The organism is Micromonospora coxensis, from assembly GCF_900090295.1.
Lineage (GTDB): Bacteria > Actinomycetota > Actinomycetes > Mycobacteriales > Micromonosporaceae > Micromonospora > Micromonospora coxensis.
Genome location: NZ_LT607753.1, coordinates 1,782,671 through 1,807,559 on the forward strand (window position 1 = coordinate 1,782,671; position 24,889 = coordinate 1,807,559).

Annotated in this window: 23 protein-coding genes; 12 read left to right on the forward strand and 11 right to left on the reverse strand. The window is 73.7% G+C overall.

Going from position 1 to position 24,889, the window contains the following annotated elements:
- Positions 1–36 precede the first annotated feature (36 nt).
- Positions 37–2,157, forward strand: coding sequence for an MMPL family transporter (locus tag GA0070614_RS07835; protein ID WP_088979308.1), 2,121 nt, complete (start codon positions 37–39; stop codon positions 2,155–2,157).
- A gap of 52 nt (positions 2,158–2,209) precedes the next feature.
- On the opposite strand, the gene GA0070614_RS07840 is transcribed toward GA0070614_RS07835, so the two are convergent.
- The 4 genes from GA0070614_RS07840 to GA0070614_RS07855 all read right to left on the reverse strand — a co-directional run bounded on the left by GA0070614_RS07840 (position 2,210) and on the right by GA0070614_RS07855 (position 6,495).
- The gene (locus tag GA0070614_RS07840) at positions 2,210–3,334 is read right to left on the reverse strand and encodes a glycosyltransferase family 4 protein (protein WP_088975324.1); all 1,125 of its coding nucleotides are present in this window, start codon (positions 3,332–3,334) and stop codon (positions 2,210–2,212) included.
- Positions 3,331–4,590 carry a M48 family metallopeptidase gene (locus tag GA0070614_RS07845; RefSeq protein WP_088975325.1) on the reverse strand — a complete coding sequence of 420 codons (1,260 nt, stop codon included), beginning with the start codon at positions 4,588–4,590 and terminating at the stop codon, positions 3,331–3,333. The genes GA0070614_RS07840 and GA0070614_RS07845 overlap by 4 nt, the downstream gene beginning before the upstream one ends.
- Positions 4,591–4,737: 147 nt before the next feature.
- Complete coding sequence (locus tag GA0070614_RS07850; protein WP_088975326.1) at positions 4,738–4,950, reverse strand: hypothetical protein; 213 nt, start codon at positions 4,948–4,950, stop codon at positions 4,738–4,740.
- Between the two features lie 123 nt (positions 4,951–5,073).
- Positions 5,074–6,495: an NYN domain-containing protein gene (locus GA0070614_RS07855; protein ID WP_088975327.1), complete on the reverse strand. Its 1,422-nt coding sequence runs from the start codon at positions 6,493–6,495 to the stop codon at positions 5,074–5,076.
- Positions 6,496–6,622: 127 nt separating this feature from the next.
- On the opposite strand from GA0070614_RS07855, the gene GA0070614_RS07860 reads away from it, so the two are divergent.
- The 5 genes from GA0070614_RS07860 (at position 6,623) to GA0070614_RS07885 (ending at position 13,360) form a co-directional block, all read left to right on the forward strand.
- Positions 6,623–8,380, forward strand: a complete 1,758-nt coding sequence (locus tag GA0070614_RS07860; protein ID WP_088975328.1) for a DEDD exonuclease domain-containing protein — start codon at positions 6,623–6,625, stop codon at positions 8,378–8,380.
- Between the two features lie 128 nt (positions 8,381–8,508).
- On the forward strand, positions 8,509–10,299 hold the full coding sequence (locus GA0070614_RS07865; protein ID WP_088979309.1) for a RelA/SpoT family protein: 1,791 nt from the start codon (positions 8,509–8,511) through the stop codon (positions 10,297–10,299).
- A gap of 1,122 nt (positions 10,300–11,421) precedes the next feature.
- Positions 11,422–11,961: an NUDIX hydrolase gene (locus GA0070614_RS07875; RefSeq protein WP_088975330.1), complete on the forward strand. Its 540-nt coding sequence runs from the start codon at positions 11,422–11,424 to the stop codon at positions 11,959–11,961.
- Between the two features lie 182 nt (positions 11,962–12,143).
- The gene (locus GA0070614_RS07880) at positions 12,144–12,998 is read left to right on the forward strand and encodes a sugar phosphate nucleotidyltransferase (RefSeq protein ID WP_088979310.1); all 855 of its coding nucleotides are present in this window, start codon (positions 12,144–12,146) and stop codon (positions 12,996–12,998) included.
- 74 nt (positions 12,999–13,072) lie between these two features.
- Positions 13,073–13,360 (forward strand): Lrp/AsnC family transcriptional regulator, encoded by a 288-nt coding sequence (locus tag GA0070614_RS07885; RefSeq protein ID WP_088975331.1) that lies wholly within the window; start codon positions 13,073–13,075, stop codon positions 13,358–13,360.
- Positions 13,361–13,424: 64 nt separating this feature from the next.
- On the opposite strand, the gene GA0070614_RS07890 is transcribed toward GA0070614_RS07885, so the two are convergent.
- The 5 genes from GA0070614_RS07890 to ctaE form a co-directional block, all read right to left on the reverse strand.
- Positions 13,425–14,102 carry a DUF4142 domain-containing protein gene (locus GA0070614_RS07890; RefSeq protein ID WP_088975332.1) on the reverse strand — a complete coding sequence of 226 codons (678 nt, stop codon included), beginning with the start codon at positions 14,100–14,102 and terminating at the stop codon, positions 13,425–13,427.
- A 178-nt stretch (positions 14,103–14,280) separates the two neighbouring features.
- On the reverse strand, positions 14,281–15,909 hold the full coding sequence (gene qcrB / locus GA0070614_RS07895; protein ID WP_088975333.1) for a cytochrome bc1 complex cytochrome b subunit: 1,629 nt from the start codon (positions 15,907–15,909) through the stop codon (positions 14,281–14,283).
- Positions 15,906–16,991, reverse strand: coding sequence for a cytochrome bc1 complex Rieske iron-sulfur subunit (qcrA, locus tag GA0070614_RS07900; RefSeq protein WP_088975334.1), 1,086 nt, complete (start codon positions 16,989–16,991; stop codon positions 15,906–15,908). Before qcrA ends, qcrB begins: the two co-directional genes overlap by 4 nt.
- 67 nt (positions 16,992–17,058) lie before the next feature.
- Positions 17,059–17,892, reverse strand: coding sequence for a cytochrome bc1 complex diheme cytochrome c subunit (gene qcrC, locus GA0070614_RS07905; protein WP_088975335.1), 834 nt, complete (start codon positions 17,890–17,892; stop codon positions 17,059–17,061).
- A gap of 72 nt (positions 17,893–17,964) precedes the next feature.
- Positions 17,965–18,564, reverse strand: a complete 600-nt coding sequence (gene ctaE, locus GA0070614_RS07910; protein ID WP_088975336.1) for an aa3-type cytochrome oxidase subunit III — start codon at positions 18,562–18,564, stop codon at positions 17,965–17,967.
- Positions 18,565–18,672: 108 nt separating this feature from the next.
- On the opposite strand from ctaE, the gene GA0070614_RS07915 reads away from it, so the two are divergent.
- The 4 genes from GA0070614_RS07915 to GA0070614_RS07930 all read left to right on the forward strand — a co-directional run bounded on the left by GA0070614_RS07915 (position 18,673) and on the right by GA0070614_RS07930 (position 21,725).
- A complete protein-coding gene (locus tag GA0070614_RS07915) occupies positions 18,673–19,659 on the forward strand; it encodes a cytochrome c oxidase assembly protein (RefSeq protein ID WP_088975337.1) in 987 nt (328 codons plus the stop codon).
- A gap of 185 nt (positions 19,660–19,844) precedes the next feature.
- The gene (locus tag GA0070614_RS07920; RefSeq protein WP_088975338.1) at positions 19,845–20,240 is read left to right on the forward strand and encodes a response regulator; all 396 of its coding nucleotides are present in this window, start codon (positions 19,845–19,847) and stop codon (positions 20,238–20,240) included.
- 95 nt (positions 20,241–20,335) lie between these two features.
- Positions 20,336–21,382: an anthranilate phosphoribosyltransferase gene (gene trpD, locus GA0070614_RS07925; protein ID WP_088975339.1), complete on the forward strand. Its 1,047-nt coding sequence runs from the start codon at positions 20,336–20,338 to the stop codon at positions 21,380–21,382.
- A 136-nt stretch (positions 21,383–21,518) separates the two neighbouring features.
- Complete coding sequence (locus GA0070614_RS07930; protein WP_088975340.1) at positions 21,519–21,725, forward strand: hypothetical protein; 207 nt, start codon at positions 21,519–21,521, stop codon at positions 21,723–21,725.
- 97 nt (positions 21,726–21,822) lie between these two features.
- On the opposite strand, the gene GA0070614_RS07935 is transcribed toward GA0070614_RS07930, so the two are convergent.
- Positions 21,823–22,251, reverse strand: coding sequence for a cytochrome c oxidase subunit 4 (locus GA0070614_RS07935; RefSeq protein WP_088975341.1), 429 nt, complete (start codon positions 22,249–22,251; stop codon positions 21,823–21,825).
- 10 nt (positions 22,252–22,261) lie between these two features.
- The gene (gene ctaC / locus GA0070614_RS07940) at positions 22,262–23,236 is read right to left on the reverse strand and encodes an aa3-type cytochrome oxidase subunit II (protein ID WP_088975342.1); all 975 of its coding nucleotides are present in this window, start codon (positions 23,234–23,236) and stop codon (positions 22,262–22,264) included.
- A 229-nt stretch (positions 23,237–23,465) separates the two neighbouring features.
- Here ctaC and GA0070614_RS07945 point away from each other — a divergent pair, with 229 nt between their 5' ends.
- Together GA0070614_RS07945 and GA0070614_RS07950 are read left to right on the forward strand one after the other, a co-directional pair.
- Positions 23,466–24,617, forward strand: a complete 1,152-nt coding sequence (locus tag GA0070614_RS07945; protein WP_088975343.1) for a cysteine desulfurase family protein — start codon at positions 23,466–23,468, stop codon at positions 24,615–24,617.
- Positions 24,614–24,841, forward strand: coding sequence for a sulfurtransferase TusA family protein (locus GA0070614_RS07950; protein ID WP_088975344.1), 228 nt, complete (start codon positions 24,614–24,616; stop codon positions 24,839–24,841). The genes GA0070614_RS07945 and GA0070614_RS07950 overlap by 4 nt, the downstream gene beginning before the upstream one ends.
- Positions 24,842–24,889: the final 48 nt, after the last annotated feature.

Consider the following 24,889-nt stretch of genomic DNA (forward strand, 5'->3'; position numbering starts at 1 on the left):
CCGCTCCCACTGACGTCGATCCTGGAGGAACCCCACATGTCCCGGCAACGACTGACCGGTCTGCCGTCCGGTCGACGAGGCAAGTACGCCGTCCTCGTCCTCTGGCTCGTCCTCGTCGCGGTGGCCGGCCCGCTCTCGGTGAAGCTGAGCGAGGTGCAGGACAACGCCACGCTCGGCGCGCTGCCCGTCGGGGTGGAGAGCAGCCGGGCCACCGCCCGTGCCGAGGCCGCCTTCCCCGACTCGGACCGGCCGCTCGCGGTCGCCGTCTACGTCCGCGACGGCGGCCTCACCGCCGCCGACCGCGCCAAGGCGGACGCCGACCGCACCGCGTTCGCCCGGTACGCCGACGGCGGCGCGGTGTCACCCGCGGTGCCCAGCGAGGACGGCCGGGCGCTGCTGGTCTCCTTCCCCGTCGCCGGGGACGACGAGCGGCGCGCGACGGCGGTGAGCGAGGTGAAGGAACGGCTCGACGTCGACGCGCCGGGCGGCCTGCGGACGGCGCTGACCGGTGACGCCGCCGCCGAGAGCGACGTGTTCGACGCGTTCGCCGGAATGGACGTGGCCCTGCTGCTGGCGACCGCGGCGACGGTCGCGGTGCTGCTGCTGCTCACCTACCGCAGCCCGGTGCTGTGGCTGGTCCCGCTGGTCACCGTCGGCGTGGCCAACCAGTTCGCCGGCGGTGTGGTCTACCTGATGGCGCGGTACGGCGGGCTGGCCGTCGACTTCCAGAGCCAGACCATCCTGACCGTGCTGGTCTTCGGCGTCGGCGTGGACTACGCCCTGCTGCTGATCGCCCGGTACCGCGAGGAGCTGCGCCGACACGCCGACCGGCACGAGGCGATGCGGGTGGCGCTGCGCCGCTCGTTCGGCGCGATCTGCGCCTCGGCGGCGACCGTCGCCGTCGGCCTGCTCTGCCTGCTCGCCGCCGACCTGCCGTCCACCCGGGGGCTCGGCCCGGTCGGCGCGGTCGGCATCGTCGCCGCGCTGCTCGCCATGACCACCCTGCTGCCGGCGGTGCTGGTCCTCTGCGGACGGTGGCTGTTCTGGCCGTTCGTGCCCCGCTGGTCGCCCACCGCCGCCACCGACGACGTGACCGTCGACCACGGGATCTGGCGGCGGGTCGCCGCCGCCGTCGGCGGCCGGCCCCGCGCGGTCTGGATCGGCACCGCCGCCGCCCTGGTCGCGCTGACCGTCGGCATCGGCAACCTCAGCATCGGCCTGCCCGGCGAGGAGTCCTTCACCACCGAGGTCGGCTCGGTCACCGGCCAGAAGCTGATCGCGGCGCACTACCCGGGCGGCGCCACCGCGCCCGCCGAGATCCTGGCCACCGCGGGTACGGCCGACGAGGTGGTCGCCGCCGCCCGGGCGGTGCCGGGCGTGGCCCGGGTGGAGGCGGCGCAGCCCTCCCCCGACGGGACCTGGGTACGGGTGCCGGCGGTGCTGGCCGACACCCCGGACAGCGACGCCGCCCGCACGACCGTGCAGCGGCTGCGCGCGGCGGTGCACGCGGTGCCCGGGGCCGACGCGCTGGTCGGTGGGCAGACCGCCACCCTCGTCGACGAGGAGCGGACGGTCGCCCGGGACAACCGGGTGGTGATCCCGCTGGTGCTCGCCGTGGTGCTGGTGATCCTGGTGCTGCTGCTGCGGGCGCTGGTCGCGCCGCTGCTGCTGATGGTGAGCGTGGTGCTGTCGTACGCCGCCGCGATGGGGGCCGCCGGGCTGCTGCTGGCGGCGCTCGGTCATCCCCGGCTCTTCGTGGGCGTCCCGTTGCAGGCGTTCCTGTTCCTCGTCGCGCTCGGCGTCGACTACACGATCTTCCTGATGACCCGGGCCCGGGAGGAGACGGCGGTACTCGGGCACCGGGCCGGGGTGCTGCGGGCGCTGACCGTCACCGGCGGGGTGATCACCAGCGCGGGCGTGGTGCTGGCGGCGACGTTCGGCGCGCTGGGCGTGCTGCCGCTGGTGCCGTCGATCCAGATGGGCGTGATCGTGGCGGTCGGCATCCTGCTCGACACGCTGCTGGTGCGCAGCCTGCTGATCCCGGCGCTCGCTCTCGACCTGGGCGCGCGCACCTGGTGGCCGGGGAGGCCGGCCCGCCCGGCGGCCCGCCCCACTCCCCCGGCGCCCCCGGCGCGGCGGGTGCTGGCCGGCTCCTGACCGGCACCGGGCCCGCGCGGCGGTCGGGCGATCCCGACCGCCGCGCGGGCCGTCAGGCTTTCAGCAGCGCCGCCATCCGCTCGGCCTGGGTCTCCCAGCGCCACTCCTTCTCCACCCACGCCCGGCCGGCCGCGCCGAGCTGGCGGGCCAGGTCCCGGTCGGCGAGCAGGGTGGCCACCCGGTCGGCGAGCTGCGCGACGTCCCGCCCGCCCACCACGTACCCGGTCTCGCCCTCGCGGACGGCGTCGGGAGCCCCGCCCGAGTCCCCGGCCACCACCGGCAGCCCGGTCGCCGAGGCCTCCAGGTAGACGATGCCCAGACCCTCCACGTCCAGGCCCCGGTTACGGGTCCGGCAGGGCATCGCGTAGACGTCACCGGCGGCGTAGTGCGCGGGCAGCTCCGCCGAGGGCACCGAGCCGGTGAACACCACGTCCCGCTCCACACCGGTCTGCCGGGCCAGCTTCTCCAGCGCCGCCCGGTACGGCCCGCCGCCGACGACCAGCAGCGCCGCGTCGGGCACCCGGCGGCGGATCTCCGGCATGGCGCGGATGAGCATGTCCTGCCCCTTGCGCGGCACCAGCCGGGAGACGCAGACCACCACGGGCCGGTCGGCGAGCCCCAGCCGGACGCGCACCGGCTCACCGTCCACCGACGGGTGGTAGGTGTCCACGTCCACGCCGGGGGCCAGCCGTTGCAGCTCGGTCACCCCGTGCAGGGCGCGCTCCAGCCGTACCCGGGTGTAGTCGCCGAGGTAGGTGACCACGTCGGTGCCCCGGCCGATGCGGCGCAGCGCGGCCCGGGCGGCGGGCAGCGCGGCCCAGCCGACCTCGTGGCCGTGGGTCTGCGCGACGACCCGGCGGACACCGGCCCGGCGGCGCAGCCCGGCGGCGAGCAGGCCCAGCGGCGCGGCGGCGCCGAACCAGACGGTGTCGCAGTCGTGGGCGCGGGCCAGCCGGGCGGCCCGGCGGGCGATCAGCGGGGTGGGCAGCAACACCCGGGTACGCTCCCGGACCACCTCGAACGGCTGCGCGGCGTCGAAGGCCGCCGCGCCCCGCCAACTGGAGGCGTAGACCACCACCGAGCCGGCGGGCTGGCGGACGGCGAGGTTGTGCACGAAGGACTGGATGCCGCCGGGGCGGGGCGGGAAGTCGTTCGTGATCAGCAACGTCCGGCTCATCTGCCGGCCTCCCTGGCGTAGGCGCGGGCGGCGGCCATCCGCTCCACGGTGGACGGGTGCGACGCCGACCAGAGGTACTCCCAGCGCGGCGGGTCGGGGTCGGCCAGGTTGACCCCGGCCAGCCGGCGCTGCATCGCCTCGAAGGTGGCCGGGTCGCCGGTCAGCGCCAGGGCGTGCGCGTCGGCGCGGGCCTCGACCCGGCGGGAGACCGCCGCCTGCACCGGCGCGGCGATCAGCCCGGCGAGCGTCACCAGGGCGATCAGCAGCCCGAAGGCGCGGGGCTCGGCGACCGAGTCGACCCCGGCCAGCCGGGTCAGCGGCCGCCACGAGCCGAGCAGGTAGAGCCCGACGACCACGGCGGCGGCGCCGAGCGCCCCGGTGAGGGTGCCGACGGCGACGTCCCGGTCCCGGGCGTGCCCCAGCTCGTGCGCGACGACGCTGGTCACCTCGGCCGGGGTGGCCTCGCGCAGCAGGGTGTCGTAGACGACCACCCGCCGGGTCGGCCCCAGCCCGGAGACGTACGCGTTGACCGCCTTCGTGCGGCGGGAGGCGTCGGCGACCAGCACGTCGCGCACCGGCACGCCGTCACGCTCCGCCATGGCCATCAGCTCGGTACGCAGTGGACCCTGCTCCATCGGGGTGAACCGGTTGAACACCGGCTCCACCAGCACCGGCAGCACGAAGGACAGCAGCACCACCAGCCCGGCCGCCCCGGCCGCGCCGAACGCCCACCACCAGCGCGGGGCGAGCCGGGTGACGGTGTAGAAGCCGAGCAGCGCGACCGCGCCGATCACCGCGCTGACCGCGTACGACTTGAGCAGGTCGACGGTCCAGCCGCCCCAGCCGTGGGTGCTCAGCCCGTAGCGGGTGAGCACGGCGTGCCGCCAGGCGGCGAAGGGCAGGGTGAGCAGGTCGGCGACGAGCACGACGGCGAGACCGCCGAGCACCGCGCGGGCGATCCAGTGGTCGCCGAAGGGCCGGCCGGCCAGCTCGACCAGGCGCGCGCCGAGCGGGGTGAGCCCGAGCAGCAGCGCCACCAGCAGCCCGAGCGCCAGCGCGCCGTACGCCCCGGGGCGCAGCGCGGCACGGAACTCCCGCCCCCGGGCGACCTGCTCGGCCGGCAGGTCGCGCAGCGCGGCGAGCTGGTCGGCGCGCGGCGCCGGCGGGCGGCTCCACGGCACCAGCAGGGCACCGGCCACCAGCAGGGCTGTCACCAGGGCGGCCAGGGTCAGCACCGCCCATCCCCGGGGGGTCACGCCGGCACTCCGGACGCCGGCCTGCCGCCACCACGCCGTACCCGCGTCATGCCGCCGCTCCTCCCGCCGTGAGCGACCATCCTATTGCCCACCGGCCGCAGGCCCGGCGGGGTGCCCACGCACCGCGACGCGGGTGGGACGCGGCGGTCAGGCCACCCGGCGGCGGCGGGCGGGACGGGCGCGGCCGGTCTCGTGGGCCAGCACCTCCACCTCGAACCCGGCGCGGGCGAACATCTCGATCGCCCGGTGCTCGGCGGAGCCCAGCCCGGCGGCCGGCGAGTCGGCGTCGAGCAGGGCGGTCACCAGGCAGCCGGAGCAGCCGGCGCCCCGGATCCCGCACCTGTCGCAGTCGATGAGCATCGTGCCTCCTGACGCAGTGCGGCGGTGGACGGGCGAGACTCCGTCGTCACCACCCGAGCACCGTCGGTCAGGTCGGACACTAGACACCGGGTACGACAGAAACGGACAACCGGTGATCAACACCTAGGAGCGGGACAGCCGGCGCAGCAGCGAGTCCGCGCCGAGCGGGTACGCCCCGTGCCGGCGCACCCCGTCGGCGACCTCCCGGTCGGAGGAGACCACCACCACCGGCCGCCCGGCCGGCTCGGCCCGCACCAGCCGGCGGATCAGCTCGTCGGCGGTCTCCCCCTTGCGGGAGAAGAGCACCCGGACCCCGCGCGGGGTGGGCGGCAGCCCGTGCATCCGCTCGGCCCCGTCGAACACGACGGTCACCTCGTCGCCGGTCTGCGCGGCGATCCCGCCGAGCCCGGTGATCAGGCGTTTGCGCTGCTGTTCGAGGGACATCTCGCCGAAGCCGCGTTTGGTGACGTTGTAGCCGTCCACCACCAGGTGGGCCCGGGGCAGGGCGAGGAGCTGGTCCAGCCGGGCCGGGTCGTCGGTGTCGCGGGCCCGGGCCGCCGGTCCGCCGGCGGGCGCCGCCGCCGGGTTCTCGGCGAAGGCGTCGGCCACGAAGTCGGCGGGCAGCTTGTCCACCGGGTCCAGCGCCAGCTCCCGGCGGAGCCCGACGGCGGCCTGCCCGATGGTCTCCAGCAGCAGCCAGAGCCGGGCGTCGTCGACGGAGCGGGCCTCCTTGGCGCTGGCCCGGGCCACCCCGGCCGCCGCCTCGGCCTCGGCGAGGCGGGCCCGTGCCCGGCGCAGCTCGGCGTCGGCGTCGGCGGCCGCCCGGGCGGCCCGGCCCCGCTCGGTGGCGAGCAGCTCGTTGGCCTTGCGCTCGCGCGCCTGGGTCTCCCGCAGCGTCCGGCTGAGCTGCCGGGCCTCCTCCCGCAGCTGGCCCAGCTCCTCGCGGACCCGGGCCAGCTCGTCGCGGAGCTTCTCCGCCTCGACCCGGGCCACCGCCCGGTCGTGCTCGGCGCGGCCGGCCCGCTGCTCGGCCTCGCGGACCAGCTCGGCGACGACGGCGCTGTCCGCCTCGGCGCGCACCGCCGCGCCACTGGCGTCGATCAGCTCCCGCCAGCCCCGGGGCCGGGCAAGGTACGCCAGCGCGGCCACCTCGACCGGGTCGGCGGCGGCCGGGGCGGTCCCGTCGACCACGGCCGCGCCCAGGTCGCCGGCGTCGGCGAGCACCCGGGCGGTGACCCGCTGCCGGAACAGCGGATCGGCGGTGAGCTGGGCGGCGATCGCCGGGGCGCCGAGGCGGGCCCGGCGGTTCGGGGCGAACTTGGCCACCCGGCGCAGCGGCACCGGCACCTCGTCGGCGGGCAGGCCGGGCAGCACGGCGGCGGTCAGCGCCACGATGCGCTGGCGGACCGGCTCCGGCAGGACCGGCTCCGGCAGGACCGGCTCCGGCTCGGGCGCCCCCGCACCCGGGTCGACGCCGGCCTCGGGCGCGGCGGCGGACGACCTCTCCTCGGGGAGGTGGTCGTCGTACGGCTCGGTGAGGGGCATGTGGCAAGTCTCCCACCGCGACCGGGCCCACCGCCGGATGAGTGAGCCGATCTCTCATCCTAGCCTCGTGGTAACTGCTGGGACCGGTGTGCCGGGAGTGTCGGACCGGCCGGTTACCGTGCCGCCCGTGGCACCTGGGGAGTACGTCCAGCAGACGCTGGCCGGTCTGGATCCGACGGCGGGCGGCGGGGTCGACCCGACCCTGCCGCTCTACGCGACCACCTTCGTGGTGGTCGACCTGGAGACCACCGGCGGGGCGCCGGACGGCGGCGGGATCACCGAGATCGGCGCGGTCAAGGTGCGCGGCGGCGAGGAGCTGGGGGTGCTCGCCACCCTGGTCAACCCGGGGGTGCCGATCCCGCCGTTCATCACCGTCCTGACCGGCATCACCCAGGCCATGCTGGTGCCCGCCCCGCCGATCGAGCAGGTGCTGCCGAGCTTTCTGGAGTTCATCTCCGACGCGGTGCTGGTCGCCCACAACGCCCCCTACGACGTGGGCTTCCTCAAGGCCGCCTGCGCCAAGCACGGCTACCGCTGGCCCAACCCCCGGGTGCTCGACACCGCGGCGCTGGCCCGGCGGGTGCTCACCCGCGACGAGGTGCCCAACCGCAAGCTCGGCACCCTCGCCGCGTACTTCCGCACCGCCACCCAGCCGACCCACCGGGCGCTGGACGACGCTAAGGCCACCGTCGACGTGCTGCACGGGCTGATCGCCCGGCTCGGCGGGCACCGGGTCGACACGGTCGGCGAGGCGATCGAGTTCGCCCGGGCGGTCACCCCGACCCAGCGGCGCAAGCGGCACCTCGCCGAAGGGCTGCCCAAGGCGCCCGGGGTCTACATCTTCCGGGCCGCCGACGACCGGCCGCTCTACGTCGGCACCTCCGGCGACATCGCCACCCGGGTGCGCAGCTACTTCACCGCCGCCGAGAAGCGGGCCCGGATGTCGGAGATGCTGGCCGCCGCCGAGCGGGTGGAGGCGGTCGAGTGCGCCCACCCGCTCGAGGCGGAGGTCCGCGAGCTGCGGCTGATCGCCGCGCACGCGCCGCCGTACAACCGCCGCTCCAAGTTCCCGGAGCGGATGGTCTGGCTCAAGCTGACCGACGAGGCGTACCCGCGGCTGTCCGTGGTGCGCGCCCTCTCCGTGACCGACACCGCGTACCTCGGGCCGTTCCGCTCCAAGCAGGCCGCCGAGCTGGCCGCCGCGGGGTTCCACGACGCGGTCCCGCTGCGCCAGTGCACCCACCGGCTCTCGCTGCGCACGGTCACGCCGGCCTGCGCGCTGGCCGAGCTGGGCCGCTGCCCGGCGCCCTGCGAGCACCGGATCACCCCCGACGAGTACGACCACCGCGCCGCCGCCCCGTTCCGCACCGCGACCACGAACGACCCGCAGGTGGTGGTCGACGCCCTGCTCGCCCGGATCGAGACGCTCTCGGCGGCCCAGCGCTACGAGGAGGCCGCGGTGGTGCGCTCCCGGCTGGCGGCGGTGCTGCGGGCCACCGTACGGATGCAGCGGCTGGCCGCGCTGACCCGGATCGCCGAGCTGGCCGCCGCCCGGCCCGCCGCCGGCGGTGGCTGGGAGCTGGCGCTGGTCCGGCACGGCCGGCTGGCCGGGGCCGGGGTCTCCCCGCCCGGCGTCCACCCCCGACCGACCATCGCCGCGATCCGGGCGACCGCCGAGACGGTGCCACCGGGGCACGGACCGGTGCCCCGGGCCTCCGCCGAGGAGACCGAACGCATCCTGTCCTGGTTGGAACGACCGGAGACCCGCCTGGTGGAGATGACCGACGAGTGGTCCTCGCCGATCTCCGGCGCGGCCCGCTTCCGCGACCTCCTGGCGAAGGCCGAGAACGGAGGATCCCACCAACTCTCGACCGAACGCTCATGAGCAAGTAACCGATCGGACGACCTCGCCTCACTTAGGCTGTTAAGGGAGTGCAGTCCTGCCCGTTTCGTGGGCCTGCTTCCGGTTGCCGGCGACGGTGACCGCGGAGCCGGGGTGAGGAGGTGTCCCTCGTGGACGTCGACGCCGGACACGGCGCCGCCCTGGGGGGCGCGCTCCCGACCCAGCCCGGGGAGCTGCCGCTGGCCCGCCGGCTGCGGTCCCTGCTCAGCTGGCCGACCAACGACACCGACCCGGTCAGCCCGCTGGTCCGCAGCCACCGTGGCATCCACCCGAACGCCGACCCGTCGGTGCTGCGCCGGGCGTACACGATCGCGGAGAACATGCACCGCGGTCAGTTCCGCAAGAGCGGCGAGCCGTACATCACCCATCCGCTGGCGGTCGCCGAGATCTGCGCCGACCTCGGCATGGACACCACCACCCTGGTCGCGGCGCTGCTGCACGACACGGTGGAGGACACCCGCTACACGTTGCAGGCGCTCGCCGAGGACTTCGGCCGCGAGGTGGCCCACCTGGTCGACGGGGTGACCAAGTTCGACAAGGCGTTCTACGGCAAGGCCGCCGAGGCGGAGACGATCCGCAAGATGATCATCGCGGCCGGCAAGGACGTCCGGGTGCTGATCATCAAGCTGGCCGACCGGCTGCACAACATGCGCACCCTCGGCGTCCGCTCCGCCGCCTCCCGGGAGCGGATCGCCCGCAAGACCCAGGAGGTGCTCGTCCCGCTCTGCGACCGGTTGGGCATCCAGACCCTCAAACGCGAGCTGGACGACGTGGTGCTGCTGCACCTGGAGCCCGACGAGCACGCCCGCATCGCCCGGCACGTGCACGACCGGCCCGGCTGGAACACGTACCTCGACGAGGTGGTCGCCCAGGCGAAGGTGGCGCTGCGCCGCAGCCGGGTGGACGCCGAGGTGAGCCCCCGCCCCCGGCACCTCTACTCGATCTGGAAGGACACCGTGGCCGGCGGCCACACCGCCCCGTTCGACCTGCCGCGCATCGTGATCGTGGTGGACGGTCCGGCCACCGACTGCTACGCCGCCCTCGGCGCCGTGCACGGCCGCTGGCGGCCGATCCCCGGCCGGTTCAAGGACTTCATCGCCTCGCCGAAGAACAACCTCTACCGGTCCCTGCACACCAGCGTCCGTGGTCCGCAGGACCGCACCGTCGAGGTGCTGATCCGTACCCGGGAGATGCACCGCTGGGCGGAGTACGGCATCGCCGCGGACTTCCGCTTCCCCCGCTCCGCCGGTCCGGACGCGGTGCGGGTCGACCAGCTGGCCTGGCTGCGCCGGGTGCTCGACTGGGAACACGAGGCGCCCGACCCGGCCCAGTTCCTCGAGTCGTTGCGCTGCGACCTGGCCGAGGCGCAGATCCAGGTGGTCGCCGACGGCCGTCAGGTCGTCCTCCCGGCCGGGGCCACCCCGGTCGACCTGGCGTACGAGCTGGGCACCGAACGCGGCGACCACTGTCTCGCCGCCCGGATCAACGGGCGGCTGGCCCCGCTCTCCTCCGAACTGGAGGACGGCGACGTGGTGGAGATCTTCACCGAGAACGACGCCGAGACCGGGTTCGAGGCGACGGCCGCCCCGCGCGGCCCACGCCGGGAGTGGCTCGGCTTCGTCAAGTCGCCCCAGGCCCAGATGCAGATCAACCGCTGGTTCGCCGAGCACACCGAGCCGGGTATCTCCATCGCCGACAAGGTACGCCTGGGCCGGGCCACCATCGGCCTGGCGCTGCGCAAGCACGACCGGGGTCTGGCCAGCGACCTGCCGCTGCTGCGGCTGTCCGAGGAACTCGGCTACCCCGACCTGGAGACCCTGCTGGTCGCGGTCTTCGACCGGGCGGTCGAGCCGGACGAGGTGGTCCGGCAGCTCATCGACCTGGTGGACCACCGCCAGTAACGCACCTCCGGCAGCCCGCCGCACCCGCCCGGTCCAGGCCGGACCAGCGCCCGGCCGCCGTCCCGGTGTCCGCAGCCCGCGCACCGGTCCCGATCCAGGCCGGAGCAACGCGCCAGCCGCCCTCCTGGCGTCCGCAGCCCACCGCACCGCCCCCGCTCCGGGCCCGAACACCGCGCCGGCCGTCCTCCCGGCATCCGCAGCCCACTGGCCGGCCCCGATCCAGGCCCGAACACCGCGCCAGCCACCCTCCCGGCATCCGCAGCCCACCGCCAGCCCTGGGTTCCCGCTGTCCGGCCTGCCTCGTACCCGCCGGCCGGCTCCCGCAGCACGCACGCGCCTTCAGCCCGCCCAGGTCAACGACACCGGCCCGGCGAAACCAGGCCCCCAGATGTGCACGCCCCAACTGGCTCCCAGGGCACGAGCTCAGGTTGCAGCGGGCTGGCTGCGGCAGCAGGCCGCCGCAGCGGATGGATCGCAGCACCAGGCCGGCCAGCAACTCAGGCAGCATCAGGGCTGACCACAGCACCTGGCTGGCCGCTACAGACTTGAGCACACCAATGAATCGCAGCGGCGGCCGCCTCACCCCGCTCGGATCCACCGACACACCCGACGGACCCCACTGCCCCGGACGGGGCCCACCCCGGCGCCCTCAGCGCACCCGACCGCCGCACCACCATGCCCAGCCGCACTGCCGACCGACCAGCACGCCGCGCATCCCGACCGTCCCCTGGCCCGACCCCGATCCATTCATGCGCTCAAGTCCGTAGCGTCTCCACCCACACCACCCCCTGCCGGCCCCGCCGGCACCGAACGTCGTCCACCCTGCCGGCCTGCCGTCGGTGATCAAGAGGTATGCGTCCTCCACCGCCGGAATCCTGACCCCAAACTTCTTGATCACCGGGACGGAGCAGCTGACAGGGCGAGGGAGGTGGGTGATTGGGCGAGAGGGGTGGGTGACGGGCGGGGCGGAGGCGGGTGACGGGGCGAGGGAGCAGGTGACAGGGCAGGGAGCAGGGTGACGGGGCGGGTGGGCGGGGGCGGGGGCGGGGTGAGGATGGGTGCCAGGGCGGGTGGTGTGGGGCCCGGCATGACGGGCGGGGGTGGACCGCCTAGCCTGGACCCATGATCCCCCGCTCGCGCGCCACCGGCCGGGCCGTCGCCTACAAGGTCTTCTACCGCCTGCCGGTGACGATGCGGCGGCGGCTGGTCCGGCTCGCCGTGCCGAAGTACGTCGTCGGCGCGGTCACCCTCGTCCGGGACAGCGAAGCCGAGGGTGTGGGCCGCATCCTGCTGCTGCGCCAGCCTCCCGGCTACAGCTGGACCCTGCCCGCCGGCCTGCTCCAGCGCGCCGAGGCCCCCGTCGTGGGCGCCGCCCGCGAGCTGTACGAGGAGTCGGGCATCCGGCTGGCTCCCGACCGGCTGCGCCCGGCCGTGCCGAACGCGCTGGTGCACGCCAAGGGCTGGGTCGACATGGTCTTCGAGACGGAGGTGCCGGCGTCGACCACCACGCTCAAGGTGGACGGCGCGGAGGTCTTCGAGGCCGCCTGGCACTCGCTGGACGACCTGCCCCGGCTCAGCCGGGCCACCGCCTTCCTCCTCGGTCACTACGGCATCGGTCCGTTGGCCGGGCAGACCCCGCCCGCCGGCCGGCCCCCGGCGTGACCGGTCCCGGGCACGCCACCGCCCCGGACGCCCCGCACCGGGCGCAGCCGGGGCCGCACCCCGCGCCCCCGACACCGCCGAGCCCGGGCACCGCACACCCGAGGACCCCAGGCCCGAACCACGCACACCGCACGGCATCGGAGCCCGACACTGCGACGGCCGGCGGCGAGGCGTACCCGGGGATCTGTGCGGTGGTGCTCGCCGCCGGTGAGGGGACCCGGCTCCGCCCGCTGACCGCGCGGGTGCCCAAGGCGCTCTGTCCCGTCGGCAACGTGCCGCTGCTCGACCGGGCGCTGGCCCGGCTCGCCGGGCTGGGCCTGGCCGGGCCCGGGCGGGTCGCGGTGAACGCCTGCTACCTGGCCGATCAGGTGGTCGCGCACGTCGGTGAGCGGGCCCATCTCTCGGTGGAGCCGGGCGAGCCGCTGGGCACCGCCGGTGGGCTGGGCAACCTGCGCGACTGGATCGACGGACGCGGGGTGCTGGTCGGCAACGCCGACGCGTACCTCGCCGATCCGCACGCGGCCCCGGGCCCGGACGTCGCCGCGCTGCTCGACGGCTGGGACGGGCACGGCGTACGACTGCTCGGTCGACCGGCCGCGGACCCGGCGGCTCCCGGCACCTTCGCCGGGCACGTCTTCACCGGGTTCTCGCTGCTGCCGTGGCGGCTGGTCCGCGACCTGCCGCCCACCTTCGGCGACCTGGTCCGGGCGGTGTGGCGGCCGGCGGAGGCGGCGGGCGCGCTGGAGGTGATGGCCTACCCGGGCACGTTCTACGACACCGGCACCCCGGGCGACTACCTGGCCGCCAACCTGCACGCCGCCGGCGACGGCGCCCTCGTCGATCCGGCGGCCACGGTGACCGGCCGGGTACGCCGGGCGGTGGTCGGGGCCGGAGCGGTGGTGCGCGGCGACGTGGAACGGGTGGTGGTCTGGCCCGGCGCGACCGTCGGGCCGCACGAGCGGCTGCGCGACGTGATCCGGGCCGGCGACGACCTGACCGTGCCGGCCGGCGCACCGGGGCCCGGGCAGCGGCGCTGAGCCGCCGTCCCGGTCCGGGCCGGCGGGCGAACATCTAGCATGAGCCACGACGTCGACGAACGGAGAATCGTCCAGTGATCACCGCGATCGTCCTGATCGACTGCGCCACCGACTCGATCCCCGAGGTGGCCGAGACTCTGGCCAACCTGCCCGGCGTCAGCGAGGTCTACTCGGTGGCCGGGCACGTGGACCTGATCGCCGTGGTCCGGGTCCGCGAGTTCGAGCAGATCGCCGAGGTCATCGCCGGCCGCATCTCCAAGGTGCCCGGCGTGATCGACACCGAGTCGCACATCGCGTTCCGCGCCTACTCCCAGCACGACCTGGAGGAGGCGTTCGCGATCGGTCTCGCCAACGCCGACTGACCGACCCACGTACGGCGACCGGCCCGCCCCGAAGGGCGGGCCGGCCGTGTGTCGTGCCGTGACGTCAGCTGTTACCCGGAGCCGGCGTCTCGGTGGTGCCACCCGGAGCGGGCTGCTCGGTCGTGCCGCCCGGAGCCGGGGACTCGGTGGTGCCGCCCGGAGCCGGCGTGGTGGTGCCACCCGGGCTCGGGGTGCCGCTGGCGCTGGCCTGCGGGACCGGGATGCCCAGCTGCTGGGCCAGGGCGACCAGTTCGTCGTAGTGGGCCTGCAGGACCGGCAGCGCGTCCTGGGCCAGCTGGATCACCGACTGCTCGGAACCCTGCGAGATCTCGGTCTGGGTGGCCTGGATGGCCTGCACGTGACCGGCCAGCTGGGCCGTCACCCACGCCCGGTCGAACTCGGCGCCGCTGAGGTTGTTCAGCTCGTCGGCGACCCGCTGCTGGTCGGCGGTGGGCTCATTCGGCAGGGTCACACCCAACTGCTGCGCGGTGCTCTGCACCGTCTGGTCGAGCTGGGTGTGGTCCGTCTTGAACATCTCGCCGAGCCGCTTGACGTCCGCGTTCTGGCCCTTCTGCTGGGCCAGGTCGCCCGCCGCGATCTCGAACAGGTTCACCTGGTGAACCGCCTGCAGATACTGCGTGTCCTGCTGTGACGGCTGGGCGGCGGCCTGCGCGGCCGCGGCCGGCGCGATGCCGACCAGGACCAGCGCGGCCAGCAGTCCCAGGCGTTTGATACCCAACATGTTTCCCTCCCCGTTTCCGTTGGACCGCACGGATACCCGGCTGACGGGGGTTATTCCTGCCCTACCACCCGTCGGTGGAGGCTCGCCCGGCGCGTCGGGACAGCCGGGACGACCGGCCCGGAAACGGGCGTGGCGCCCGCCGGAGGACTCCGGCGGGCGCCACGGTGCAGCAGGTGTGTCAGCGACGGCTCTCGCCGCTGCCGATCTCCTCGCGCTCGGCGCGCGGCTCGACCGGCGGGTGTCCCGGCGAGACCGGCGCCTCGGCCGGCTTCTCGATCGGGTAGAAGAAGCCCCGGATCGCCGGGCCGAGGGCCCCGAGCCGGTTCATCTTCTTCGGCACCACCCAGCCGACGTAGTCCAGCTCGGCGTGTCCGTCGTGACCGTCGGCCGAGGTCAGTGGCTGGTGCACCTCGACGAACCGGCCGTCCGGCAGGCGCCGGATGATGCCGGTCTCCACGCCGTGGGCCAGCACCTCCCGGTCGTGCTGCTGGAGGCCGAGGCAGATCCGGTACGTGACGTAGTACGCCAGCGGCGGGATCACCAGCAGGCCGACCCGGCCCGCCCAGGTCATCGCGTTGAGGCTGATCTGGAACTTGTCGGCGATCACGTCGTTGCCGCCGGAGAGGGTCAGCACGATGTAGAACGACACCGCCATGGCGCCCACCGCGGTACGGGCCGGAACGTCCCGCGGCCGCTGGAGCAGGTTGTGGTGCTTGTGGTCCTTGAGGCGGCGGGCCTCCAGGAACGGGTACATCGTCGACAGGCCGACCAGGATGCCCGGCAGCACGACCGTGGGCCAGAACAGCGGCGGGATGACGTACCCGTCGCCGATCGGGATGTTGATCTCCCAGGCCGGCATGAGGCGGGTCGAGCCGTCGAGGAACATGACGTACCAGTCGGGCTGGCTGGCGGCCGAGACCACCCACGCCTCGTACGGGCCGAAGTACCAGATCGGGTTGATCTGGAACAGACCGCCCATCAGCGCGATCACGCCGAAGACGACCATGAAGAAGCCGCCCTGCTTGAGCGCGTAGCGCGGGAACATCCGCTCGCCGACCACGTTCTCGTTGGTCCGGCCGGGGCCGGGCCACTGGGTGTGCTTCTGCTTGAAGACCAGGCCCAGGTGGGCGCCGATCAGCGCGAGCAGCAGACCCGGGATCAGCAACACGTGGGCGATGTAGAACCGGCTGATGATGATCGTGCCGGGGAACTCACCGCCGAAGATCGACGAGGTCAGCCAGGAGCCGATCACCGGGATCGAGAGCATGATGCCGGAGGCGATCCGCAGACCGGTGCCGGAGAGGCCGTCGTCCGGCAGCGAGTAGCCGGTGAAGCCGGCCAGGAAGCCGACCCAGAACAGCAGCGAACCGATGATCCAGTTCGTCTCCCGCGGCTTGCGGAACGCGCCGGTGAAGAAGACCCGCATCATGTGCACGACGATCGCGGCCATGAACAGCAGCGCCGACCAGTGGTGCATCTGCCGCATGATCAGGCCACCGCGGACGTCGAACGAGATGTCCAGGCTGGAGGCGTACGCGGCGGACATCGGCGTGCCCCGCAGCGGGGCGTAGCTGCCGTTGTAGACCACCTCGGTCATCGCCGGCTCGTAGAAGAAGGTCAGGAAGACACCGGTCATCAGCAGCACGACGAACGAGAAGAGCGCGATCTCGCCGAGCAGGAAGGACCAGTGGTCCGGGAAGACCTTGTTGAGGAGTTTGCGCAGCGGGGTGGCGACCTGGAAGCGGTCGTCCACCGCACCGGCCGTCTTGGCCGGCACCGCTGCTGCATCGAACTTTCGGCGCTTCACGGCCGCTCCCAGAAGTCGGGACCGATGGTTTCGGTGTAGTCGGACTTCGCCACGAAGAAGCCCTCTTCGTCCACCTCGATCGGCAGCTGCGGCAGCCGACGGCTGGCCGGGCCGAAGATGGGCCGGGCGTTGTCGGTGATCAGGAACTGCGACTGGTGGCACGGGCAGAGCAGCCGGTTGGTCTGCTGCTCGTACAGGCTCGCCGGGCAGCCGGCGTGCGTGCAGATCTTCGAGTACGCCGCGTAGTTGCCCCACATGTAGTCGCCGTGGCCCACCCGGGCGTTGGCCTCGCGGGACTCCACCGCGTCGGTCTCGCGCAGGTGGATCAGCAGCGTCGGCGAGTCGGCGTACTTGTTGCTCACGCCGTGGTCGATGCCGGGGAAGACGGTGAGCTGACCACCGGCGCTGATGTCCGCCGGGCGGATCGGGCGGCCGTCCTCACGGACCAGCCGGACCTTGCGGCCGTCGACCGGCGCGAAGCCGGTGGTGAACATCTGGTTGTTCTTGTGCGGCTGCGAGATCAGGCCACCGACCAGCGGGGCCGCGGCGACCGCGCCCACCGGGAGCAGACCGGCGACCAGCGAGACGCCGAGCAGCGGCCGGCGCCGCACGCCCATCTCGTCGGCCAGGTAGAGCATGGTCTCGCCGGTGATCTTGCGGTCCTCGGACGAACCGGGCCCGTCGTGCCGGTCCTGGATCGAGACCTCCTTGGGCAGCAGCTTCTTGCCCCAGGTGAGGATGCCGAAGCCGATGCCGAGCAGGGCGAGACCCAGGGTGAGGCCGAGCAGCGGGGTGTAGAGCTTGTCGCCACCGCGACCCGGCTCCCACTGCCACGGCCACCAGATGTAGACGACCAGGAAGGCGGTCGCGGCGAGGCCGGTGAGCAGGAACATCGAGGCGACCGTACGGGTCAGCCGGCGCTCGGCCTTGCTGCCCGGGACGACCTGCGGCTCGTAGTGGACGATCTCGATGTCGTCCCGGCGGGCGCCCTCCTGGACGATGTCGAAGCGGGACACCCGGGGGTCCAGCACGTCGAGCGGCTCCCGGCCCTGCGGGGCCTGGTGCTCGGTGTGGGTGCTCATGCCGTCACCTCGCTACGGGTGGTGCCGGAGCACGGCACCACGGCACTGGTAATGACGTTCCGCTCGGTCACGACTTGCCCGCAATCCACAGGCTCGCGAAGACCAGCGCGACGATGCCGACCAGGAAGATCGCGAGACCCTCGGTCGACGGGCCGTACCGGCCCAGGTTGAAACCGCCCTGGTCCTGGTCGTGCTTCAGGGTCTCCTGGATGTAGGCGATGATGTCCGCCTTCTGCTCCGGAGTGATCTGGTTGTCCCCGAAGACCGGCATGTTCTGCGGGCCGCTCAGCATGGCGGCGTAGATCTGCCGGTCGCTGGCCGGGCGCAGGCTCGGCGCGAACTTGCCGGAGGAGAGCGCGCCGCCGCCACCGCCGAAGGCGTGGCACTGCGAGCAGTTGATCCGGAACAGCTCACCACCGGTGGCCAGGTCGGCGCCCTCGCGCAGGTCGCCCTCGGGGACCTCCGGGCCGCCGCCGAGCTCCTGGACGTACTGGCCGAGCTGGCGCACCTGCTCGTCGGTGAAGACCGGGGGCTTGCGCAGGGCCTGCGCCTCCTGGCGGGCCATCGGCATGCGGCCGGTGCCGACCTGGAACTCCACCGAGGCGGCGCCGACGCCGACCAGGCTCGGGCCACGACCCTCGACGCCCTGCGCGTTGCGACCGTGGCAGGTCACGCAGCTCACGTCGAACAGCGCCTTGCCCTCGGCCGCGGCGCCGGTCAGCGGCGGGTTTTCCTGCGCCTGCACGCCGGGGGCGAAGACGGTGTAGGCGCCGCCGGCCAGCGTCAGCGCGGCGATCAGCCGGACCGCGGCGCCCAGCCGGCGGCGGCCCCTGCTGCGCGCCACGGGCCGCCCGCGCAGCCGCGCGAGCAGACCGCGTCGGCGGTCGTTGTCAGAAGTCATGACCTGTGTCCTTAACCGGTTGGACCTTGTCTCAGGGGACGGAGCAGCGGCGCGGTTCGTGACGCGCCAAGATCACTGAAGCCAGTAGATCATGGCGTAGAGCCCGATCCACACGACGTCGACGAAGTGCCAGTAGTACGACACGACGATCGCCGACGTGGCCTGCGCCGGGGTGAACCGGCCCATGGTGGTGCGGATCATGAAGATGATGAAGGCGACGAGACCGCCGGTCACGTGCAGACCGTGGAAGCCGGTGGTCAGGTAGAACATCGACCCGTAACCGTCTTCGTTGATCTTGACGCCCTCGTGCACCAGCTCGCGGTACTCGTTGACCTGGCCGAGCACGAAGATCAGGCCCATCACGAAGGTGATCGTGAACCAGCGCCGCAGGGCGTGGACGTCACCCTTCTCGGCCGCGAAGACACCGAGCTGGCAGGTCACCGAGGAGAGCACCAGGATCACCGTGAAGGTGGTCGCGTACGGGATGTTCAGTGCCTCGGTGTGCTTCTCCCACTGCTCCGGCGCCGCCGCGCGGATGGAGAAGTACATCGCGAACAGCGCCGCGAAGAACATGAGTTCGCTGGAGAGCCACACGATCGTCCCGACGCTGACCATGTTGGGTCGGGTCAGGGAGTGGATCCGGCTCTTGTCAATGGCTGGGGCCGCAGTCACGCGGTCATTATTGCCCTTGACCGGCGCGGGCGATCAGCGGGGGGCCAAACCGGGGCCGGGGATGGCCCGATCGTGGCGGTCCGGTTCGCCTGGCCTAGCCTGAAAAGCGTGCTGCACGTCGATTCGATCTTCGCCGCCACCTCGGCAGGCTCGGCGGCCGTCCTCGCGGCCGGGGGCGACGCCGTCCCGCCGCCGTTCACCGTCGCCCGGATCTTCACCGAGATCCAGCTCGACAGCTGGCTGACCCTGGGCCTCCTGCTCGCCGCCGGCCTCTATCTCTACGGCGCGTACCGGCTGCGGCTGCGCGGCGACCGCTGGCCGCTGGTGCGCACGGTCTGCTTCCTCGGCCCGGGCCTCGGCGGCATCGCCGCGGTCACGCTCAGCGGGCTGGGCGCGTACGACACCACGCTGCTGTCGGTGCACATGGTCCAGCACATGGCGCTGTCCATGGTCTCCCCGATCTTCCTGGCCCTGGGCGCCCCGGTCACCCTGGCCCTGCGCACCCTGCCCGTACGCCCGCGCAAGCGGCTGCTGGCGGTCGTGCACAGCCGGATCGCGAAGATCTACAGCTTCCCGCTGGTGGCGTTCGCCATCTTCGTGGTGAACCCGTTCGCGCTCTACTTCACCGACCTGTACCGCTACACCCTGGAGCACGCCTGGGCGCACGAGCTGGTGCACGCGCACTTCATCGCCACCGGCTGCGTGTTCTTCTGGCCGCTGCTCGGCCTCGACCCGCTGCCCGGCCGCTGGCCGTACCCGGCGCGGGCGCTGTTGATGCTGCTGTCGGTGCCGTTCCACACGGTGCTCGGGCTGACCGTCATGCAGAGCAGCACGCTCTTCGGCGGGGACTGGTACCCCTCGCTCGACCTCGCCTGGTCCGACCCGTGGAGCGACCAGGTGGTGGCCGGCGGTGTGCTCTGGGCCGGCGGCGAGTTCGTCAGTGTGACCATGCTCGCGGTGCTGGTGGTGCAGTGGATCAAGCAGTCCGAGCGGGAGGCCCGCCGGCTGGACCGTGAGCTGGACCGTCAGGAGGCCCGCGAGCGTACCGCCGACCCCGCCACGGCCGCCGCTCCGGCCCCCGGCGCACCGGCCTGACCTGCACTGACGTCCCGCCCCACCGCACCCGACGGGCGGGATGTCGGGTACGCCACACCGAGCGGTACGATCACCCGGCAGCTAGAGGTGGGAGCCAGTCCAGCGATGAGTGAGCGCAGCGAGCGGGTCGTCAGGCTCGGCGCCCGGGCGCCTCAGGACGGCCCGGAACGAAGCGGAGAGCCGGCATGAGCGATCGTCAGTGCACCGTCCTGCTCTACAGCGACGACCCGAAGGTCCGGGACCGGATGCGGCTGGCCGTCGGCACCCGCCCCGCCCCCGGCCTGGTGCTCGAGTTCGTCGAGGCCTCCGACTACGCCGAGTGCGTCCGGCTGGTCGACGACTACGAGATCGACCTGATGCTGCTCGACGGCGAGGCCAGCCCCGGCGGCGGCCTCGGCATCGCCCGCCAGATCAAGGACGACCGGGACGACGCCCCGCCCACCTGTGTGGTGATCGCCCGCGCCGCCGACCGGTGGCTCGCCGCGTACGCGCAGGTCGACGCCACGCTGGTGCACCCGCTCGACCCGGTGACCACCGGCACCACGGTCGCCGAGCTGCTGCGTCCGCGCGCCGCCGCCTGAGTCACCGCGCCCGGCGGCTCCCCTCGGCGCCCGGGTCGACGGGCGCCCGATCCGTCCCACCCCGCACCCCCCCACGCCTGCTCGGGAGGCCCACCATGGGCGAACGGACCTGGCCGCTTCTGCTCAACGCGCTGCTGCGCGGCGAGGAGCTCTCCACCGCCGACACCGCGTGGGCGATGGACGAGATCATGACCGGCGCGGCCGCTCCGGCCCAGATCGCCGCCTTCGCGGTGGCGCTGCGCGCCAAGGGCGAGACGCCGGCCGAGCTGGCCGGGCTGGTCGAGGCGATGCTGGGCCGCTCGGTCGAGGTGGTGCTCCCCGAGGAGCTGCGCCGCACCGCGCTGGACGTGGTGGGCACCGGCGGTGACCTCGCCCACACCGTGAACATCTCCACGATGACCGCCCTGGTGGTGGCCGGCGCCGGGGTCCGCGTGGTCAAGCACGGCAACCGCGCCGCCTCCTCGTCCTGCGGCACCGCGGACCTGCTGGAGTTCCTCGGCGTCCCGCTGGACCTGGCACCCGAGCAGGTCGCCCGGTGCGTGGCCGAGGTGGGCATCGGGTTCTGCTTCGCCCCCCGCTTCCACCCCGGCATGCGGCACGCCGGCCCGGTGCGCCGCGAGGTCGGCGTGCCCACCTTCTTCAACTTCCTCGGCCCGCTGACCAACCCCGGCCGGCCCCGGTCGGGCGCGGTCGGCTGCTTCGACGCGCGGATGGCGCCGGTGATGGCGAGCGTCTTCGCCGCCCGGGGCGACTCGGCGATCGTGATGCGCGGCGAGGACGGGCTCGACGAGTTCACCACCGCCGCACACACCCGTGTCTGGGTGGCCCAGCAGGGCACCGTCAGAGAGGCGCTGCTGGACGCGACCGACCTCGGGGTACCCAGGGCCACCCTCGCCGACCTGCGAGGTGGTGACGCCGCGTACAACGCCGGGGTGGCCCGTCGACTGCTGGCCGGGGAGACCGGGCCGGTGCGCGACGCGGTCCTGGTGAACTCCGCCGCCGCGCTGGCCACCCAGGGCCGCCTCGACGGCGACCTGACCGAGGCGCTGCGGGCCGGGCTGGACCGGGCCGCGGAGTCGATCGACTCGGGTGCCGCGGCCGGCGTCCTGGAGCGCTGGATCGACCTCGGCCGCTCCCTCTGATCCGGCGACCCGTCGCGGGCGGGTGGCGCGGCCGGAACTGTCGGAGGGGCGTGCGAAACTACACGGGAGTAATTTTCCGTTTTCCACCGATGGCGGCGATGCCCGTCGGCGGACACCGGAGCGAGAGGAGACGCCCGTGTCGGACCGCGAACTCTACTGCGACACCTGCGAGGGCGTTCAGCCGTTCGAGGCCCCGCCCTGCGTCGACGGCCACGACGCCGACTGCCCCGAACTGCTCTGCACGGGCTGCGGCGCCGCCGTGCTGATCGCCACCTTCGCCTTCCAAGCCCCGCGCCTGGACCGCCGGGGCCGTCGCCCGGTCCCCCACCGCCGCGCCGCCTGACCGGCGTCCCCGGCGGGCACCGCGACGCCACGTCGCGCCGCAACACGACGAAGGCCCGCCTCCCCGAGGGAGGCGGGCCTTCGTGTGAACCCGTGGGTCAGTGCTCGGCGGTACGCCGGGTGCCGGTGTAGTACTCGAAGAGCAGGCCGCACGTCGCGAAGATCACCGCGACCAGGCCGACGCCCAGCAGCCAGAACTGCCAGTACACCAGGCCCAGGCCGGCCAGCGCGGCGGCCAGCGCCAGGCCGAACGGCCAGTAGCTGCCCGGGCTGAAGAAGCCGATCTCGCCCGCGCCGTCGGCGATCTCGCCGTCCGGCCGGTCCTCCGGCCGCAGGTCGATGCGGCGGGAGACGAACCAGAAGAAGCCGCCGCACATCGTGCAGAGCAGGAACGACAGCAGCAGGGCCACGGTGCCGACCCACTCGACCTGGCCGCCGGAGTCGCCCCACGTCCAGACGCCGTAGAGGATCGTCGCGCCGAGCAGGAACGCGGCGATGATCAAAAAGATGCGCCACTCGGTCTTCATGCCGGATCCCTCAGTTTCCCGCGCCGGACGAGACGACCTCGTCCGGGTTGAAGTTGGCCGTGTTGCGGCGGGTGTCGAACGGCGTGGTGGTCTGCGCGTACGGCTCCTCGCCGATGGCGGTCAGCGCCTCCTGCGTCGACTTGCCGTCACGCTTGGCGGCCAGGAACCGGTCGTACTCCTCGGGGGAGACGACGCGCAGCTCGAAGTTCATGAAGGCGTGGTAGCTGCCGCAGAGCTCGGCGCAGCGGCCGACGTACGCGCCCTCGGTCTCCAGCTTCGAGACCTCGAAGACGTTGCGCACGTTGCCCGGCATGACGTCGCGCTTGAACAGCAGCTCCGGCACCCAGAACGAGTGGATGACGTCGCGGCTGGTCTCCTCGAAGCGGATCGACCGGTCGGTCGGCAGGACCAGCACCGGGATGACCTCGCTGGTGCCGAGGACCGAGGCGACCGTGTTGGCGTCCTCGCCCTGCCCGTCGCGGTAGTTGAACTGCCAGTTCCACTTGAAGGCGACGACCTCGACGGTGACGTCGGGGTTCTTCGTCGTCCGCACCACGTCGGTCTGGACGACCGCCGTGTAGTAGAAGAGCACGGAGACGACCAGGATCGGGGCGATGGTGTAGAGGAACTCCATCGGCAGGTTGTAGCGGGTCTGCACCGGCAGCTCGTTGCCACGCTTGCGGTAGCGCACGACGCACCAGAAGATCAGGCCCCACACGAAGACGCCGACCGCGAGGGCGGCGATGCAGGAGGCGATCCACAGGTCGTACATCCGGTTCGACTCCGGCGTGATGCCGCCCTGGGGCCAGCCGAAGCCGTCCACCGCCGAGCCGACGTCACAGCCGGTGAGCAGCACCAGCAGCGCAGCTCCACCGAGGCCGAGCCCGGCGAGCCGACCAGCACCACGCCGCCGGCGTCCACCGGCTCCCGGGGAAGCGCTGTGCCGTACGGCCGACGGCCGTACCTCCGAACTCCTTGCGACCACCTGGTCCTGCCTCCCTAGCGCGCCGCGGGGCTTTTGTCATCAGCACCGACGGCAAAGGCGTCACCGACGGTCGCAGATTACTCGACCATGAGGGGCTCGACCGTCTTGGGGTCACTGTCCGCCCCCATCGGGGGGATCTTGGGCATACCGACGCGCTAGCGTGGAGAGCCGTGAGCGCGAGGAGTGAGCCGGTCCTGCGAGCCCCGCAGTCGCGAACAAGGATGGCACTGTGACTTCCTCCCCGGTCTACCTGGACGCGGCCACCGCCGCGCCGCTGCACCCGGTCGCCCGGCAGGCGCTGCTGGCCGCCCTCGACGACGGCTGGGCCGACCCCGGCAAGCTGTACACGCAGGCCCGACGGGCCCGCCAGCTCCTCGACGCCGCCCGCGAGGCCACCGCGGCCACCCTCGGCGTCCGCGCCGACGAACTCTCCTTCACCCCCAGCGGTACGACGGCCGCGCACTCCGCGGTGCTCGGCGGCCTGGCCGGGCGGCGGCGGGCCGGGGCGGTCCTGGCGCACTCCGCGATCGAGCACTCGGCGGTGCTGCACGCCGCCGAGCGGCACGTGGCCGGCGGCGGGGCGGCGACCGTGGTGCCGGTGGACCGGCTCGGCCGACTCGACCTCACCGCCTGGGCCGACGCGGTCCGCGCCCCGGGGGTGGCGCTCGCCGCGCTGATCGCGGCCAGCCACGAGGTGGGCACCGTCCAGCCGGTCGCGGCGGCGGCGGAACTCTGCGCCGAGGCCGGCGTCCCGCTGTACGTGGACGCGGCCCAGGTGCTCGGGCGCACGGCGGTGCCGCAGGGCTGGTCGGTGCTGAGCGCCAGCGCGCACAAGTGGGGCGGCCCACCCGGCGTCGGGCTGCTGGTGGTGCGCAAGGGCACCCGCTGGGAGTCGCCGTGGCCGGCCGACGAGCGGGAGTCGGGGCGTACCCCGGGGGTGTTGAACCTGCCGGCGGTCGTGGCGGCGGCGGCGAGCCTGCGCGCGGCGGCGGCCGACGCGGCGGCCGAGGCGGCCCGGCTGGCGCCGCTGGTGGACCGGATCCGCGAGCGGGTGGCGGCTCAGGTGCCGGACGTGGAGGTGGTCGGCGACCCGGTGGAGCGCCTCCCGCACCTGGTCACCTTCTCCTGTCTGTACGTCGACGGCGAGGTGCTGCTGCACGCGCTGGACCGGCGCGGTTTCGCGGTCTCCTCCGGTTCGTCCTGCACCTCCTCGACGCTGCGTCCGTCGCACGTGCTGGAGGCGATGGGGGTGCTCTCGCACGGCAACGTCCGGGTGTCGCTGCACCGGGAGACGACCGAGGCGGACGTCGAGCGGTTCCTGGCCGAGCTGCCCGGCATCGTCGCCGACCTGCGCGCCGAGGCCGGGGTGGTGGGGCTGTGACCGGGCCGACCGAGGTGCTCGACTGCCGGGGTCAGCGCTGCCCGCTGCCGGTCATCGCGCTGGCCCGCCGGCTGCCGGAGCTGCCCGTCGGCGCGGTCCTGCGGGTCCTCGCCGACGACCCGGCCGCCGCCGTCGACATCCCCGCCTGGTGCCGCATGCGTGACCAGGACTTCGTCGGCGCCCACCCCGACCCCCCGGGCTACGACGTCCGCCGCCGCCACTGATCCTGCCCCCTCCCCCGTGGATCGGGCAGTTCCCGGGGCGGAGTCACG

Bases quoted from the DNA above. Each gene is read 5' to 3' on its own strand.
- GA0070614_RS07875 (WP_088975330.1), top strand. From the start codon at position 11,422: ATGATCCCCCGCTCGCGCGCCACCGGCCGGGCCGTCGCCTACAAGGTC.
- GA0070614_RS07835 (WP_088979308.1), top strand. From the start codon at position 37: ATGTCCCGGCAACGACTGACCGGTCTGCCGTCCGGTCGACGAGGCAAG.
- trpD (WP_088975339.1), top strand. From the start codon at position 20,336: ATGGGCGAACGGACCTGGCCGCTTCTGCTCAACGCGCTGCTGCGCGGC.
- GA0070614_RS07850 (WP_088975326.1), bottom strand. From the start codon at position 4,950: ATGCTCATCGACTGCGACAGGTGCGGGATCCGGGGCGCCGGCTGCTCC.
- GA0070614_RS07840 (WP_088975324.1), bottom strand. From the start codon at position 3,334: ATGAGCCGGACGTTGCTGATCACGAACGACTTCCCGCCCCGCCCCGGC.
- GA0070614_RS07855 (WP_088975327.1), bottom strand. From the start codon at position 6,495: ATGCCCCTCACCGAGCCGTACGACGACCACCTCCCCGAGGAGAGGTCG.
- qcrA (WP_088975334.1), bottom strand. From the start codon at position 16,991: ATGAGCACCCACACCGAGCACCAGGCCCCGCAGGGCCGGGAGCCGCTC.
- GA0070614_RS07890 (WP_088975332.1), bottom strand. From the start codon at position 14,102: ATGTTGGGTATCAAACGCCTGGGACTGCTGGCCGCGCTGGTCCTGGTC.
- qcrC (WP_088975335.1), bottom strand. From the start codon at position 17,892: ATGACTTCTGACAACGACCGCCGACGCGGTCTGCTCGCGCGGCTGCGC.
- GA0070614_RS07920 (WP_088975338.1), top strand. From the start codon at position 19,845: ATGAGCGATCGTCAGTGCACCGTCCTGCTCTACAGCGACGACCCGAAG.
- GA0070614_RS07935 (WP_088975341.1), bottom strand. From the start codon at position 22,251: ATGAAGACCGAGTGGCGCATCTTTTTGATCATCGCCGCGTTCCTGCTC.